The organism is Roseibium sp. MMSF_3412 (assembly GCF_030733265.1).
Lineage (GTDB): Bacteria > Pseudomonadota > Alphaproteobacteria > Rhizobiales > Stappiaceae > Roseibium.
This window is the reverse complement of the sequence record NZ_JASHJI010000001.1, coordinates 322,356-336,161: the sequence shown is the minus strand read 5'-3', so window position 1 is coordinate 336,161 and position 13,806 is coordinate 322,356. Positions and strand designations below refer to the sequence as shown.

Annotated in this window: 10 protein-coding genes; 5 read left to right on the top strand and 5 right to left on the bottom strand. The window is 59.8% G+C overall.

Going from position 1 to position 13,806, the window contains the following annotated elements:
* Positions 1-188: 188 nt before the first annotated feature.
* From RBB49_RS01450 to RBB49_RS01435, 4 genes are all read right to left on the bottom strand, one after another.
* Positions 189-1,223 (bottom strand): hypothetical protein, encoded by a 1,035-nt coding sequence (locus RBB49_RS01450; protein ID WP_306140873.1) that lies wholly within the window; start codon positions 1,221-1,223, stop codon positions 189-191.
* A 526-nt stretch (positions 1,224-1,749) separates the two neighbouring features.
* Positions 1,750-1,998: an exodeoxyribonuclease VII small subunit gene (locus tag RBB49_RS01445; protein WP_306140872.1), complete on the bottom strand. Its 249-nt coding sequence runs from the start codon at positions 1,996-1,998 to the stop codon at positions 1,750-1,752.
* A gap of 118 nt (positions 1,999-2,116) precedes the next feature.
* Positions 2,117-3,046: a histone deacetylase family protein gene (locus RBB49_RS01440; RefSeq protein WP_306140871.1), complete on the bottom strand. Its 930-nt coding sequence runs from the start codon at positions 3,044-3,046 to the stop codon at positions 2,117-2,119.
* Positions 3,047-3,597: 551 nt separating this feature from the next.
* Positions 3,598-4,593: an L-threonylcarbamoyladenylate synthase gene (locus RBB49_RS01435; protein ID WP_306140870.1), complete on the bottom strand. Its 996-nt coding sequence runs from the start codon at positions 4,591-4,593 to the stop codon at positions 3,598-3,600.
* Between the two features lie 226 nt (positions 4,594-4,819).
* On the opposite strand from RBB49_RS01435, the gene RBB49_RS01430 reads away from it, so the two are divergent.
* The 5 genes from RBB49_RS01430 to RBB49_RS01410 all read left to right on the top strand — a co-directional run bounded on the left by RBB49_RS01430 (position 4,820) and on the right by RBB49_RS01410 (position 10,913).
* The gene (locus RBB49_RS01430) at positions 4,820-6,601 is read left to right on the top strand and encodes an acyl-CoA dehydrogenase (protein ID WP_306140869.1); all 1,782 of its coding nucleotides are present in this window, start codon (positions 4,820-4,822) and stop codon (positions 6,599-6,601) included.
* A 16-nt stretch (positions 6,602-6,617) separates the two neighbouring features.
* Positions 6,618-7,361, top strand: a complete 744-nt coding sequence (locus RBB49_RS01425; RefSeq protein ID WP_306140868.1) for a crotonase/enoyl-CoA hydratase family protein — start codon at positions 6,618-6,620, stop codon at positions 7,359-7,361.
* A gap of 56 nt (positions 7,362-7,417) precedes the next feature.
* On the top strand, positions 7,418-8,281 hold the full coding sequence (locus RBB49_RS01420) for an NAD(P)-dependent oxidoreductase (RefSeq protein ID WP_306141343.1): 864 nt from the start codon (positions 7,418-7,420) through the stop codon (positions 8,279-8,281).
* A 188-nt stretch (positions 8,282-8,469) separates the two neighbouring features.
* The gene (locus RBB49_RS01415) at positions 8,470-9,987 is read left to right on the top strand and encodes an ankyrin repeat domain-containing protein (RefSeq protein WP_306140867.1); all 1,518 of its coding nucleotides are present in this window, start codon (positions 8,470-8,472) and stop codon (positions 9,985-9,987) included.
* Between the two features lie 119 nt (positions 9,988-10,106).
* Positions 10,107-10,913 (top strand): mechanosensitive ion channel family protein, encoded by an 807-nt coding sequence (locus RBB49_RS01410; RefSeq protein ID WP_306140866.1) that lies wholly within the window; start codon positions 10,107-10,109, stop codon positions 10,911-10,913.
* A 30-nt stretch (positions 10,914-10,943) separates the two neighbouring features.
* On the opposite strand, the gene RBB49_RS01405 is transcribed toward RBB49_RS01410, so the two are convergent.
* Positions 10,944-13,757: a cation:proton antiporter gene (locus tag RBB49_RS01405; RefSeq protein ID WP_306140865.1), complete on the bottom strand. Its 2,814-nt coding sequence runs from the start codon at positions 13,755-13,757 to the stop codon at positions 10,944-10,946.
* Positions 13,758-13,806: the final 49 nt, after the last annotated feature.

Genomic DNA, 13,806 nt, shown 5'->3' with positions numbered 1-13,806 from the left:
CCTTTTGGGTGATGCATCTACGGAGGATCTGGCCTAAGGAATTAGGCGTGGTCGATGGGGCCACGTGCACAGTGATCAACTTGGGGTCGCATCTCGCGGCCCCTTTTTGTTTCTGCCGGCCACCTGGCCTGACGTGGCAGACTGACTGATGTTTCCGGTCCGGGAAACCGTCGATTCGCCTCTGACATTCAGAACAGGCTTGAAAGGCCGTGAACAAGCTTTGCGAGCTGAAGTTGCGTGTTGACGCCGGTCTTGTCGAAAATGCGCCTCAAATGGGTCTTTGCCGTATTTTTGGTAATCCCGAGCTCCTGAACCGTGTCGTTCATGGATCCGCTCATCGTCAGGTGGCGCGCCAGATGGGCCTCCGAATACGAAAGCTCAAATCGCTCCTGCAGGACGGTCTCCAGCGCTTCGGGAAGTTCCGACGTTTCAAAAATCTTGAGAATGAGCCAGGGTGCGCTCCCGCCATTTCTGCTTGTGCCGGTCGCGGGGACAGCCTTGATCGTGATCCGTTTGAGCTGGCCTTTCGGATCTTCGAACCAGACTGACTGATCGCCGCTCTGGTCTGCCGGCGCTTCGGTGTGTCCGTGCTGGAGAGCCGTATGGGTGTTTCCGGCGAACGTGTCGACAACGTGCTGAAGCCCGGCTTCCAGCTGTTTGTTCCTGAATTCGAACCGAGGCGCCTTGAACCTCACGCTTCCCGTCGCCAGGAGTTTCTCCAGCCCGGATGCCGCGTGCCCAAGCAGAACCTTGTCCCTGGTCATCAACACCGACGGACTTGCAATGCTCGACAGGAGCGCGTCCTGTATCCGCATCTGCGCCTTGTGGCGTTCGATCTGGAAAAAGGCATCGAGACCCGGTTTCAAGACCTTGGTGAGTGTCCGGAAGGTCTTGCGCGCGGTTTCCACGTCGATTGTTTCCGTGGTGTGTTCTTTGAAAAGGCATCCAAACAGGATTGTCGATTTGGCGTCCCGGGACAGGGGCGAAATCAAGCCCGCCGATTCCGCATGGCCGCCGTCTTCGCCGTGACTGACGGATGCGTTTTCAGGGTAGGTCAGTCCCGGTGGCCCGCCGTCTTTCTGCGGGTAATGTGAAACCGGCCTGTTACGTCCGAAGTCGCCTTTCCGGAGCGTTGCCTTGCAATAGGGATAGCTGAGTTCCGCCTCCGTGAGTAGAAACTTAAGGGCATCATCGCCACGCTGCACGGGTTCCGAGAACAGCATATCGTGCAATTTCCGCGAGGACCGGCCACCATCGAAATTCTGTGTCGGAATCCCGTTGTTTTCGAACTCGCACAGGACAGAAATACAGTTCAGCTTCGCATCAATTGAGTCCAGAATGGAGGTCCATCCATCGGATTGTGTTGCGCATTCCAGTACTCGTAAAAGTAGATCTGCCTCGTCTGTTTTGCTTAGTGATGGCATTGTCCAAAGCGTCAACTAAATATTACATAAAGATTTATTATACTTGTAAATATTACTATCAATTTGCGTCAAAAATGGCAATAGAAACACCGCTTTGTTGTCCAGGACATGGTCTGGACCGCCTTTGCGACCATTTGGGGCGCCGGCCGGCGTCAATTGGAAACAGCAGTGGGGAAGGCGCGGTTCCGCCGGAAAGCACGTGGCCTGAAGCTCATCGTGAAGACCCGAAGCGCGTTATGCGTGCTTGAAGTAAATGGCCGCCCGGCACGTTGGCCCAGACGGATTGGGGCGCGGTCGGGATCTGATCCTTGACGAATAACGCCGTCTATTGCGGGTCCAGTTCGGTTGTGCCCCGCGCATTTCCGTCTTGGCCGAGCTGGATCTTCTCCACCTTTGCTTCCGCGGATTTCAGCAAGCTATCGCATCGTTTGCGCAGCGCATCTCCGCGTTCATACATTTCGATGCTGCGCTCAAGCGGAACGTTGCCCTGCTCGAGTTCGCGCACGATTGTTTCCAGCTGCCTGAGAGCATCTTCGAAAGTCAGTTCGGAAATGTCTGTTGAAGCGTCACTCATCGGTGCGTTCCCTTTTGAAGCCGGACAATATCTGGAAAGTCGCGGGACTGGGCGCAAAGGTCAAGCCGGGATATGTGGTTGATCCCGGTGATCCCCGGCGTTTTTCGGCTCAGGGCCGTCAACCTGTCATCAGCGTCATGACATGTGCCGCCGTTGAGCGCGCCAGACCTTCCAGGTCGTATCCGCCTTCAAGGACCGAGACAACGTGCCCATTGCTGTGTTTGTCCGCAACATCCATGAGAACGCGCGTCGCCCATGCGAAATCCGATTCAACAAGGTTGAGGCCCCCAAGCGGATCGCGTGCGTGGGCGTCGAACCCGGCTGAGATAATGACCAGCTCCGGCTCGAAATCGTCAAGGCGCGGAAGCACCGCCACTTCGAAGGCCTCCTTGAACGCAAGACCGTCTTCGCCCGGCGCAAGGGGAACATTGACGATAGTGTTCTTCTCACCGGTTTCCGATGCGGCACCCGATCCGGGGTAAAGCGGCATCTGGTGTGTCGAGCAGTACATCACGCTGCCGTCATCCCAGAAAATGTCCTGCGTGCCGTTGCCGTGGTGCACGTCGAAATCGACGATGGCGACGCGGCCGAGCCCGTGCTTCTCCTGGGCGTATCTGGCTGCAATCGCGACATTGTTGAAGAAACAAAAGCCCATTGCCCGTTCTTTTTCCGCGTGGTGACCCGGAGGCCGCGATGCGGAAAACGCGTTGCTGACCTTCTTCGAAAGGACCTCGTCAACCGCCCGGCACGCCCCACCGACGCCTCTGAGCGCTGCTTCCCAGGTTCCGGGCGACATGGTCGTGTCCGCGTCGACGCGCGCAACGCCTTCGTCCGGAGCGAGGCGATGCAATTGATCGACATACCCCATCGGATGCGCACGCGCGATGTCTTCCACTGCGCCCATCGGCGCGGTGTCACGCTCAACAGATTGAAACTTCTCGTGTTCCAGTATCCTGTCGATCGCCCTGATCCGGTCAGGCCTTTCGGGGTGTCCAAGCGGGGTCAGGTGATCGAGGTAGCAGGGATGGTGCAGGAGGAGCGTAGACAATGCGGCGTTTCCGGAAAGTTTTGTTTTTCGATTGATCGCCGTCCATCAGAAAGGTCTCAACCTGCGCTGTCAATTGATGATAGGTCGCATGAAGCAGGCAGTCGCAGGACACGGGCAACTGGGCAAAAAGAAGGCCGGCTATCTTGCCGGCCTGTTCAAAGGTGCGAGCACCGCAATGCCCGAGGGGAGGTCCGCTGCATCTCAATTGTGTGAACAAGATTACGTGATTCTCGTAAGGGAATGCGAGTTTTTTACCGTAATCCGCCGAAGGTCGGTGTTGATAACTCTCCAAACCGTCAACTACAGGCGTAAATTCTTGGGTTCATTTCTTGCGTGTATTGCAGTTGTAAACTTGATTTTTGTTTATCTGTTATATTGGAAACTTGTTGAGGGCCGGTCTTGACTTCAACCTTTCAAGTGTCGTCTTCCGGTTCGGAATTCTGCCGGGAAACGCTGAAATATATACCTTTTTTCGATGCAGCTGAAAATTGCACCACGAGTCGCCGCGGAGCGGACGCGTTACTGGCCGCGGCCACGCAAGGTTATCGATATCATGGGCGCGGGGCAGCCGCCCGGGTCAGGCGATCGTTGATCGCCTCGCCCAGTCCAAAGCTGGGGATAAACTGCACCAGGATTGTCCCTGCGCCGCTCTCGTCCAGAGTTCGCATTCCACGAAAGAGATTGGCCGCTGCTTCCGCCAGATCGCCGTCCGGACTGAGGTTGAATTCCGCACGGGCGCGCTCCGCGCCCGGGATTGGCTCAGGACCGAACGAAAGCAGGGCATCGTCCTGCGACGCTTCCCGTGCATTCAGGATCATGGACGCATTCGGTGCATAGTGAGAAGCCAGCATGCCCGGAGCGGCAGGTGCATCGGGGCGCATGTCGGGCGAAGCGGCCAGCAGGCTCAATCCCAGCACGCCCTCTATGTCGTCACGCGAAATGCCGCCGGGACGCAGAAGCCTTGGCGTCCCGTCCTCGAAACCGACGATGGTTGATTCGATCCCGACATCGCACGGCCCGGCATCGACGACGAAACTCAGAGCGTCTCCGAGATCGTCAATCACGTCCTGCGCGCAGGTCGGGCTGATCTTGCCGGAGAGGTTGGCGCTGGGCGCTGCCAGCGGCCGCCCCGTTCTTTCGGCAAGAAAGCGCATTACCGGCCCGTTGGGCACACGCAGGGCAACTGTCTCAAGCCCTGCCGTTGCCATGTCCGAGATCGGCGAGGTTTCTTTCCTGGGCACGACGAGTGTCAGCGGACCGGGCCAGAAAGCGTGCGCAAGTTGAAGCGCCGGATCGTCGAAGTGACCGTGCAGACGCGCTTCGTCGAGGCTTGGAACATGTGAAATCAGCGGATTGAATTGCGGACGGCCTTTCGCCTCGAAAATCCTTGCGCAGGCCCTGCCGTTTGTGGCGTCGGCGGCGAGTCCGTAGACGGTCTCGGTCGGAACCGCGACAAGCTCGCCTGCGCTCAGCGCAGCGCACACGGCCTCTGCTTCCGGCGCAGCCTGCCAGTCGGGTTTCTTCAAATTGACGGTCCAGAGCTGCATTCAGATTAACTTGCCCGTTTGTGCGGCCCGCTGCGGGAGCTGTGGGAATTGTGGATGACCTGCCGTAGCGACACGGGTTGACGTTAACGTCAACTGGTCTATTGTCCAGTCCCGAGATGTTTCATGCGCCTTTTGCGGACAAGCATTGCATCCGTCAAGAGTCGAACGAAGAAAACACAGAATGGCCGGCGTCAAAAATAGCCGGATGGTTCTGGGGAGGACCTGAATGTACCGTGCGCCCGTCGATGAGATCGCTTTTACACTGAAGACCGTGTGCGGCCTTCGCGACCTGCAGAACACTCCCCGGCATGCCGAATTGGGAGACGATCTGGTCGATGCGATTGTCAACGAAGCCGGCCGTTTCGCGGCCGAAGAGATCGCGCCCCTGAATGCGGTTGCCGACAAGCACGGAACCCCCTTGAAAGACGGCAAGGTCAGCACGCCTCCCGGTTGGCGTGAGGCCTATCATGCCTGGATCGAGGGAGGCTGGAACGGCCTGTCTGCCGACGTGGACTCCGGCGGTCAGGGACTGCCGCAGATGCTGTCCGCGGCGGCAATGGAAATGTGGAATTCCGGGTCGATGGCCTTCGCCATCGGTCCGACGCTGACGATCGGCGCGGTCGAAGCGATGGAAAAACACGCCTCGCAAACCCTGAAGGCGACATATCTGGAAAGGCTGGTATCAGGCGAATGGATGGGCACCATGAACCTGACCGAACCGCAGGCCGGGTCGGACCTCAATGCGCTCCGGGCCAAGGCAGAACGCAACGATGATGGCACTTACAGGATTTTCGGCCAGAAGATCTACATCACCTACGGCGACCATGACCTGACCGATAATATCGTTCACATGGTGCTGGCGCGCTTGCCGGATGCACCGGCGGGTACGCGGGGCATTTCCATGTTTCTTGTGCCCAAGTTCCTGGTCAACGAAGACGGCAGTCTCGGCGAACGCAACGATGTCCGCGTTGCAGGTGTGGAACACAAACTCGGGATTCACGGCTCTCCGACCTGCACGATGGTCTATGGCGACGAAGGGGGTGCAATCGGCTGGCTCGTGGGTGAAGAGAACAAGGGGCTGGCCTGCATGTTCACCATGATGAACAACGCCCGCCTTGCCGTCGGCATTCAGGGACTGGGCGTTGCCGAAAGGGCCTACCAGCAGGCCCTTCATTATGCGCTGGAGAGACGACAGGGCAGGGCGCCCGGTGACAGCGGCGAGGCGATGAGCCCGATTGCGCGCCACCCGGACATCAAGCGCATGCTCTTGACCATGAAGTCCAAGACGCAGGTCGCCCGCGCGATCTGTTATGCCTGCGCACATGCCATCGACATGGCCAATGTCACCGAGGACGAAGCCGGCAGGACGTTCTGGAACCACCGGGCCAGCCTGCTGACACCGATCGCGAAGGCGCTGTCGACCGACTTCGGCGTCGAGGTCGCATCGCTGGGTGTCCAGATCCATGGCGGCATGGGATATGTCGAGGAGACCGGCGCAGCCCAGCATCTGCGCGATGCCCGCATCGCACCGATCTATGAAGGCACAAACGGCATCCAGTCCATCGACCTGGTCACGCGCAAGCTTCCGCTTGCAGGTGGCGACCACATCAAGGGCTTCATCGCCGAGCTCAAGGCAACCGCAGATGAAGTCGCCGCATCCAACAGGCCCGAATTCGGGGCAACCGCGGCACGACTTGCCGCGAGCGTTCAGGACCTTGAAGAGGCGACGGGTTACATGCTTGCCGCGCTTGCCGATGGGCGCATGGCGGAGTCGCTTTCCGGCGCAACACCCTATCTGCGGGTCGCGGGCCTCACCCTTGGCGGAGCCTTGCTTGCGCGGGGTGCGCTTCGCTCATCCGGGGAACCGGCAGAGCGGCAGGCAGAGAGGACTTTGCTGGCGCGCAGTTTCTGCGAAACGGTACTGGGTGAGACCGCCGGGTTGAGATCGGACATCATCCTGTCCGCGGACGCGATAACGGCCTTCGATCCCGAAGCACTTGCATCCTGAGACCGGAGACAGACGAATGATCCGCAAAAGCCTGGAAGAGGGTGTTCAGATCCTGCGCCTGGATCGGCCGGAGAAGAAGAATGCCCTAACGGGAGCCATGTATACGGACCTTGCCGACGCGCTGGAAGCCGGCAACACCGATCCGGACATTCGCTGCCACCTGATCTGCGGGCACCCGGAGGTGTTCACGGCGGGGAACGACATTGGTGATTTCCTGCAATATGCCGGAAAGGTGGCCGTGGCCGACACGCCGGTTGTCCGGTTCCTGCGCGCATTGGTCCGGACGGAAAAGCCGCTGGTCGCATCGGTCGACGGGCTGGCCATCGGTGTCGGTACCACATTGCTGATGCATTGCGACATGGTGTTCGCGAGCCCGCGCGCCTTTATCCGCTCTCCCTTTGTTGATCTGGGGCTCGTGCCGGAGGCCGGTTCCAGTCTGCTCGGGCCACAGCTGATGGGGCACGCGCGCGCCTTCGAACTCCTGTGCCTCGGCAATCCGCTGACGGCGGAAAAGGCGGAGCGGTTGGGCCTTGTGAACGAGATCGTTGAAGACACTGTCGACGAAACGGCCTTGAACTGCGCGAAACAGATCGCATCGAAGCCGCCGGAGGCCATGACCCTGTCGAGAAAACTCCTCAAGGGAGACACGGGTGCCTTGTCGGAGCGCGTTGAAGAGGAAATCCGTATTTTCGCCGACCGGCTGACTGCACCGGAAACAATCGTGGCATTCCAGGCATTCATGAGCAAGAAGAAGGCGTGAGCGGACATTCCCGCACCGAACACGGCGACAACGGCAATTTTCTGGAGGAAACAAGCATGTCCCTGAAGGGCAAGACACTGTTCGTCACGGGTGCCTCTCGCGGCATCGGCAAGGCGATTGCGCTCAGAGCGGCACAGGACGGCGCCAACATAGCCGTTGCCGCGAAGACGGCGGAACCGCATCCCAAGCTCGAGGGAACGATCTTCACGGCAGCCGAGGAGATCGAGGCGGCCGGGGGAAAGGCCTTGCCGCTTGTTGTCGACGTCCGTGACGATGAGGCCGTGAAAGCCGCGATAGACAAGACGGCCGATCATTTCGGTGGACTGGACGTATTGGTGAACAATGCCAGCGCGATCCAGCTGACTCCGGTTCAGCAGACCGACATGAAGCGTTTCGACCTGATGCACCAGATCAACACGCGCGGCACGCTGGCCTGCTGCAAACACGCGATCGATCATCTCAAAAACGCGGAAAATCCTCATATCCTGATGTTGTCGCCCCCACTCGACATGCAGGAAAAATGGTTCGCACCGTTCACGCCCTACGCCATTGCGAAATACGGCATGAGCCTGGTTGTCCTGGGTCTTGCGGGTGAATTGCGCTCCAAGGGCATTGCGGTCAACGCGCTCTGGCCGAGAACGACCATCGCCACCGCCGCCATCAGGAACATCATCGGCGGCGACAAGATGATGCAGCAAAGCCGGACGCCAGACATTCTCGCCGACGCGGCCCACGAGATTTTCACATCCCCGTCGAAAGATTTCACCGGTCAGTTCCTGATCGACGACACATTCCTCGCCCGCCGGGGTGTGACCGATTTCGACAAGTACCGGGTTGACCCCAGTCTGTCGCTGGCGCCCGACTTCTTCGTGCCCGACGATGTTCCGGCGCCGGCGGACCTTGGCCCGGCGGAATCCTGACGCGCGCAAGCTTGAACCAGGACGGGCTTGCAATTGTAAGTCCGTTCAGGCAGCTTTTCAGGGTCGACGAGGGCGGCAGCCGGATCCGCGGAAAGCGAAAGCACCCTGACACCCAACGCACATAGCCGGTTTTTCACCTGCGCCCGAAACCAGCGGATCGTCCGGGCGGTATAAACAGGAGAAAAGCCATGACCGACGGCATTCCCCAGGATCTTGCAGCTTACAAGAAGGCTGCTCGCGCGCTGCGAAAGCAACATGCGGCAGGCGATGCGGACGCGCTTGCGCGCGTGTCCGTCCACGTGCCTGCCGACAGACAGCTCAGACACGCGGATTTCCTGCATGTGATCGCACGCGAGGCCGGGCAGGACAGCTGGCCGAAACTCAAATTTGCCATCGAAAGCCGGGCGATGAACCGGGAAGAGAAAGCCGAACGGCTGAAGATTGCGCTTTATTTCGGTCAGCACTGGGTGACGGAGCGATTGCTGAACGAGGACCCTGATCTGAAAGACGACAATCTGGGCCTGCAAGCCGCGCTCTATGATCTGGACGGCGTCCGCCGCGCGGTTGACACGGACCGGACATCAGCGACGCGCAAGGTTGGCGTCAGGTCGCCGATGCTGCACCTGGCCTATTCGCAGGAAATCCACCGCAGACCGGAAAAGTCCGGCGATATGCTCGCCATCGCGGAACTGCTTCGGGCGGGCGGCGCAAACGTGGACGACGGTTATTCGCCGGAACCCGACGGCGACTACAAGCTGTCTGCGCTCTACGGGGCCATGTGCCACGCGGACAATTTCGAATTGGGCAAATGGCTCCTGGAGCACGGTGCCGATCCGAATGATGACGAAAGCCTCTATCACAGCACGGAACTCGGGCATACGCGGGCGTTGGCGCTGCTTCTGAAACACGGAGCAAAACCGGATGGTACGAACGCGCTGCCCAGAGCGCTCGATTTCGACAATGTCGAGATGGTGCGGATGCTCCTGGAAGCCGGTGCGGATCCGAACCTGACCGTGCCCGATCATCCGAGCGGTCAGCCGATGAACACGATCCCGTCGCTGCATCAGGCGGCCAGGCGCGGCGGCTCGGTCGAAGTGGTCGAATTGCTTCTGAAATTCGGTGCCGATCCGAACGCGGTGTGGGACGGTCACACCGCCCACGCAATGGCCTGCATCTACGGCAATGACGCGGTCGCGGACCATCTGGCGCGGAAGGGCTTAGCGGGTACGCTCGACAGCAACGAAGCCATCCTGTCGGCATGCGCCTCCGGTGCGGATGCGCCCGGAGTGCTCGATACGTCCCGTCTGAGCGAGGAAGACCAGGGGCTCCTGACCCGTCTCGCCTTCATCCCGGGCAAGCTGGACCACATGAAGCGGCTCGTGCGCGCGGGCCTCGATCCGGATGTTCCCGACACGATGGGCCTGCCGCCGCTTCACGTTGCCGGCTGGAACGGACTTGTCGACGAGACGCGCTATTTTCTTGCGTTGGGGCCGGATCTGACGCGCAAGAACGACTATGGCGGCGACGCTCTCGACACGGTTATTCACGGGTCCGAATTCGCGCCCAAGCGTCCGGAAGCCGATCACGTGTCCTGCGCGCGGCTGCTTCTGGAGGCCGGCAGCGTGCTTTATCCAGATTTCATATCCGGATGCGGGAACGAGGACATGGTCCAGTTCCTGGAAGACTGGCGCGACACACACGCTTAGGCACAGTTCCGGGCGGCCATACCAATCTGTGGTCGAAGACCCGATTGTTTTGACGCGTTCACAATTCTGGAGTTAAGTCGGATCAGAACGGTCGGGTTGTTTCCAATAAGGGGGATCGCATGGAAAGCGCAATGGATCAGGTCGGGGCGTACGGGCCACTGATTATCAATGCGGTGAAAGCAGTCGTTGTTCTCATCATCGGCTGGATTGTGGCAGGCATGATCTCTGGACTGGTGCGGCGCAGGATCGTCAGTCATCCGCAGATCGATGACACGATCGGCGGGTTCGCCGCGTCCATCGTCCGCTGGCTGATCCTGCTGGTCACGCTGATTGCGATCCTCCAGCTCTTCGGCATCGAGGCAACCAGCCTTGTCGCCGTCCTCGGTGCCGGTACCCTGGCCATTGGTCTCGCGCTCCAGGGAACGTTGAGCGACGTTGCTGCCGGGGTGATGCTGATCATCTTCCGGCCTTACAAGATCGGCCAGTTTGTCGACATCGGCGGCACCTCGGGCACGGTCAAGGATCTGAATATTTTCGTTACGGAACTCGTGACGCCCGACAACGTGCAGATCATCATGCCGAACGGTCAGGCATGGGGTGCGGTCGTGACCAATTTTTCGGCGCATGACACGCGCCGGCTCGACCTGACCTTCGGCATTGACTACGGCGACGATGCCGACAAGGCCATCCAGATCATCCTGGATGTCGCCAATGCGGACGAACGGGTTCACAAGGACCCAGAGCCATGGGTGCGCGTCACCAACCTGGGAGACAGTTCCGTCGATCTCGGTGTGCGCCTTTGGTGCGAGGCAGCGGATTACTGGGAACTCAAGTTCCACATGCTCAAGGCCGTCAAGGAAGCCTTTGATGCGGGCGGGGTGTCCATTCCCTATCCGCATTCCGTCGAGATCCAGAAGGCCGGATAAACGGTTTCATGCGCTATCCGGGAGACCGCCTCAACCCGAGGCGGTCTCTTTCTTTGTTTCCTTGTCTGATGCAGTTTCCTGTTCGGAGCCGTTTTCCGATGCGCTTGCGATGCCCGTCTTGTCCTTGTTTTTCGAAACCGTGATCGTTTCGGTCACCTTGATCTCCTCGGTGACCTCGATATTGACCGTCTCTGTGTCTGTTCCCTCAGCGGCGGGAACGGCATCGGCTGAGGTGATCTGGTCGCCTTCCTCGCTTTTCGCTTCGCCCGCCTCCTTCTGATCCTGCACAGGATCCTCTGAGGCGAATTGCGGCACAACGGGGTCTTCTATCTCGTGCTCCGCCTTGTCCGTGTTCATGAGCTGTCTCATTTCGGCAAGGGCGACGACGTGATCGCGCAGGTCGGGATGCTGATCCATGAGGGATTTGAAATCATGCGCACCGAGGCTTAGCAGCTGACAGTAGCCGAGCGCGACCACGTCGGCACTGCGCCGCCCGCCTGTCATGAGCGCGATTTCGCCGAAGACGTCGCCGCGCCCGAGACGGACGGTGTGGCTTGGCGCCTGCACTTCCACTGCGCCCGAGGCGATGAAATAGGCCGCATCGCCCCTGTCTCCGCGGCGGATCAGTTTTTCGCGGGGCGTGGCAAATTGCGGGCGCATCATCCGGCGGATCGCCTTTTGCTGCTTGCCGGGGAGGTCCTTGAACAGCGGATGGGCACTGACGAGATCGCGGGTCTTCAGGCCGAGGTCAAGCGATGGCCGCGTATGGCTCGTGCGCCTGGTGTTTTCCACGTCGCGCAACAGATCGCGGTGGAGTTCCGTGCCGATCAGCATTTGCTCCTTGGCGTCGTCAAAGGCGGTTTCTTCAAGCCGCACGCCGGCCTTGAGCAGGAACAGGCGTTCCAGTGAATCCGCGTAATCCGGGTATTGAAGGCGCAAGGCGTCGATGGCCTGGATCGTCTCGTCCTGCCGCAGGCACAGGATATCGTTCAGGATATCGCCGACACGCTCGCCCAGAAGCGGCCGGATACGGCGCTGGTTGAAATCGATCAGCTCGTCGGCAAGGATCCTGTAGATCAGCAGAAACTCGAACCGGTCGGCAAGCTGATTGGCCAGTGGCCGGGCGATCCGCAGGCGCCTCTGGAGCGCTTGCGCAAACCGGAAGCCGAAACCGAATTTCAGGGGCTGACGCGTCGCCTTGTTGTATCCCGCCCGGCCATCGCTTCGGGTCAGGTCGCCGATCTGGCCCGTCAGCGTCAGGAAACGTGACACCGCGCGTCCCGAAATCGTCTTCTCGTGAAAATGCTCCAGAACGAGCTGCTGCTCGCGGTCGGCGAGTGCGATCAGACCGATACGGACGCGGTCCCAGTCCGAGAGTTCTTCGAGCTTGTTCGTTTCCGAAGCCGCCGCGGCGGCCCGGTCCTCGTATCCTTTCAAAACACCAGACGCGACCCGATCATCGATGTGATAGCTCTGGGCAGCGGCTTCGAGTTCTGATCGGACATCCAGCATGGAGAGCGAAAGGAACTGGGTTCTGAGCGCCTCGTCCCGCGCATTCAGCCGGTCCAGCCCAAGAAGACGGATCAGCGGTTTCAGACTGGTTCCGTAAACAAGCAGGGTGAACAGGACGAAGCCGGTCGCAAGTTTGGTGACGAAACCGGAGATTTCCTCGTTCAGGACCGCGTGTTCCGAGACGCTGAGCGCCAGGATCAGCGTAACGGCCCCGCGCATGCCGCCCCACAGGATCACCGTCTTGTACTTGTTGCTGACCGATTGCCCTGCGCCGAAAAGGCTCATCATCGGCAGGAGCCCGAAGATCACCAGCGCACGTGCGGCAAGAGCCGCCACGATCACGACGGCCAGCAGCAGGATGTCGATGGGTGCGAACCCGCCGACCAGCTTGGGGATCAGGATCGCCGACAGCAGAAAGATCAGGGAAGCGGCCCAGAAGGAAAGCTGTTCCCAGACCGAATGCAGGAACTGCCAGTTTTGCGGCTGAATACGCGAAAGGCCGTAAAGGTTGAAGATCGTGCCCGCGCACACCACGGCGACAACGGCCGACACATCCGCGAACTGGTCGCTCAGGACGTATGTTCCATAGGGCAGGGCGAGGCTGAGGGTCACCTGTGCGAGAGGCAGGTCGCGCATCAGTGACAGCAGGCTGACGGCCACGCGCGCCAGGATAGCCCCCACGATCAGTCCGCCAATGAAGGATCTGCCGAACGCAATGGCCGCTTCGCTGAAGGTGATGGCCTGATCCTGGGTGAGGACGCCGAGCAGAATGACGAAGATCACGATTGCGGCGGCATCGTTCAAGAGACTCTCGCCTTCGACGATCCGGCCAAGCCGTGCGGGCGCGCCGATATCCCGGAAAATGGCGACGACGGCGACCGGATCGGTCGTTGCGACGATCGCACCGAGCAGGAGGCACACGATCAGCGTGATTTCCTTCGAAACGAAAATGGATGTAAGCGGGTAGAGGGCGAAGCCGATGAAGCCGGTCGCCACAAACACGGCCAGGACCGCCATCACCAGGATCGGGACAATATCCTCAAGAATTCTGCGGATATCCAGCGTGATCGTTGTCTGGAACAGCAGCAACGGCAGAAACATGTAAAGGATCATCTCTGAGTTCAGAGGTGGATCGGCGAAAATCTCGGCGAAGTCGTCAAACGTGTTGGTATGGCTCGTGTAGAACAGGTAGGTCGCCGAGATCCCGATCAGCGTGCCGACGATCGCAAGCAGAACGCTCGGTGCGAGTCCAAGCCGGCGGGCAAGTGGTTGCAGCAAGGAGATTGTTATCAATAAAAGCGCGAAGGCGCCTGTAATCAATGGTGTTTCCATAAACCCAATGTGCCTTGTGAATGCGGCGATATCAAATTCACCGAGATTT

Bases quoted from the DNA above. Each gene is read 5' to 3' on its own strand.
- RBB49_RS01450 (WP_306140873.1), bottom strand. From the start codon at position 1,223: ATGCTGTTCTCGGAACCCGTGCAGCGTGGCGATGATGCCCTTAAGTTT.
- RBB49_RS01445 (WP_306140872.1), bottom strand. From the start codon at position 1,998: ATGAGTGACGCTTCAACAGACATTTCCGAACTGACTTTCGAAGATGCT.
- RBB49_RS01435 (WP_306140870.1), bottom strand. From the start codon at position 4,593: ATGCAGCTCTGGACCGTCAATTTGAAGAAACCCGACTGGCAGGCTGCG.
- RBB49_RS01430 (WP_306140869.1), top strand. From the start codon at position 4,820: ATGTACCGTGCGCCCGTCGATGAGATCGCTTTTACACTGAAGACCGTG.
- RBB49_RS01425 (WP_306140868.1), top strand. From the start codon at position 6,618: ATGATCCGCAAAAGCCTGGAAGAGGGTGTTCAGATCCTGCGCCTGGAT.
- RBB49_RS01420 (WP_306141343.1), top strand. From the start codon at position 7,418: ATGTCCCTGAAGGGCAAGACACTGTTCGTCACGGGTGCCTCTCGCGGC.
- RBB49_RS01415 (WP_306140867.1), top strand. From the start codon at position 8,470: ATGACCGACGGCATTCCCCAGGATCTTGCAGCTTACAAGAAGGCTGCT.
- RBB49_RS01410 (WP_306140866.1), top strand. From the start codon at position 10,107: ATGGAAAGCGCAATGGATCAGGTCGGGGCGTACGGGCCACTGATTATC.
- RBB49_RS01405 (WP_306140865.1), bottom strand. From the start codon at position 13,757: ATGGAAACACCATTGATTACAGGCGCCTTCGCGCTTTTATTGATAACA.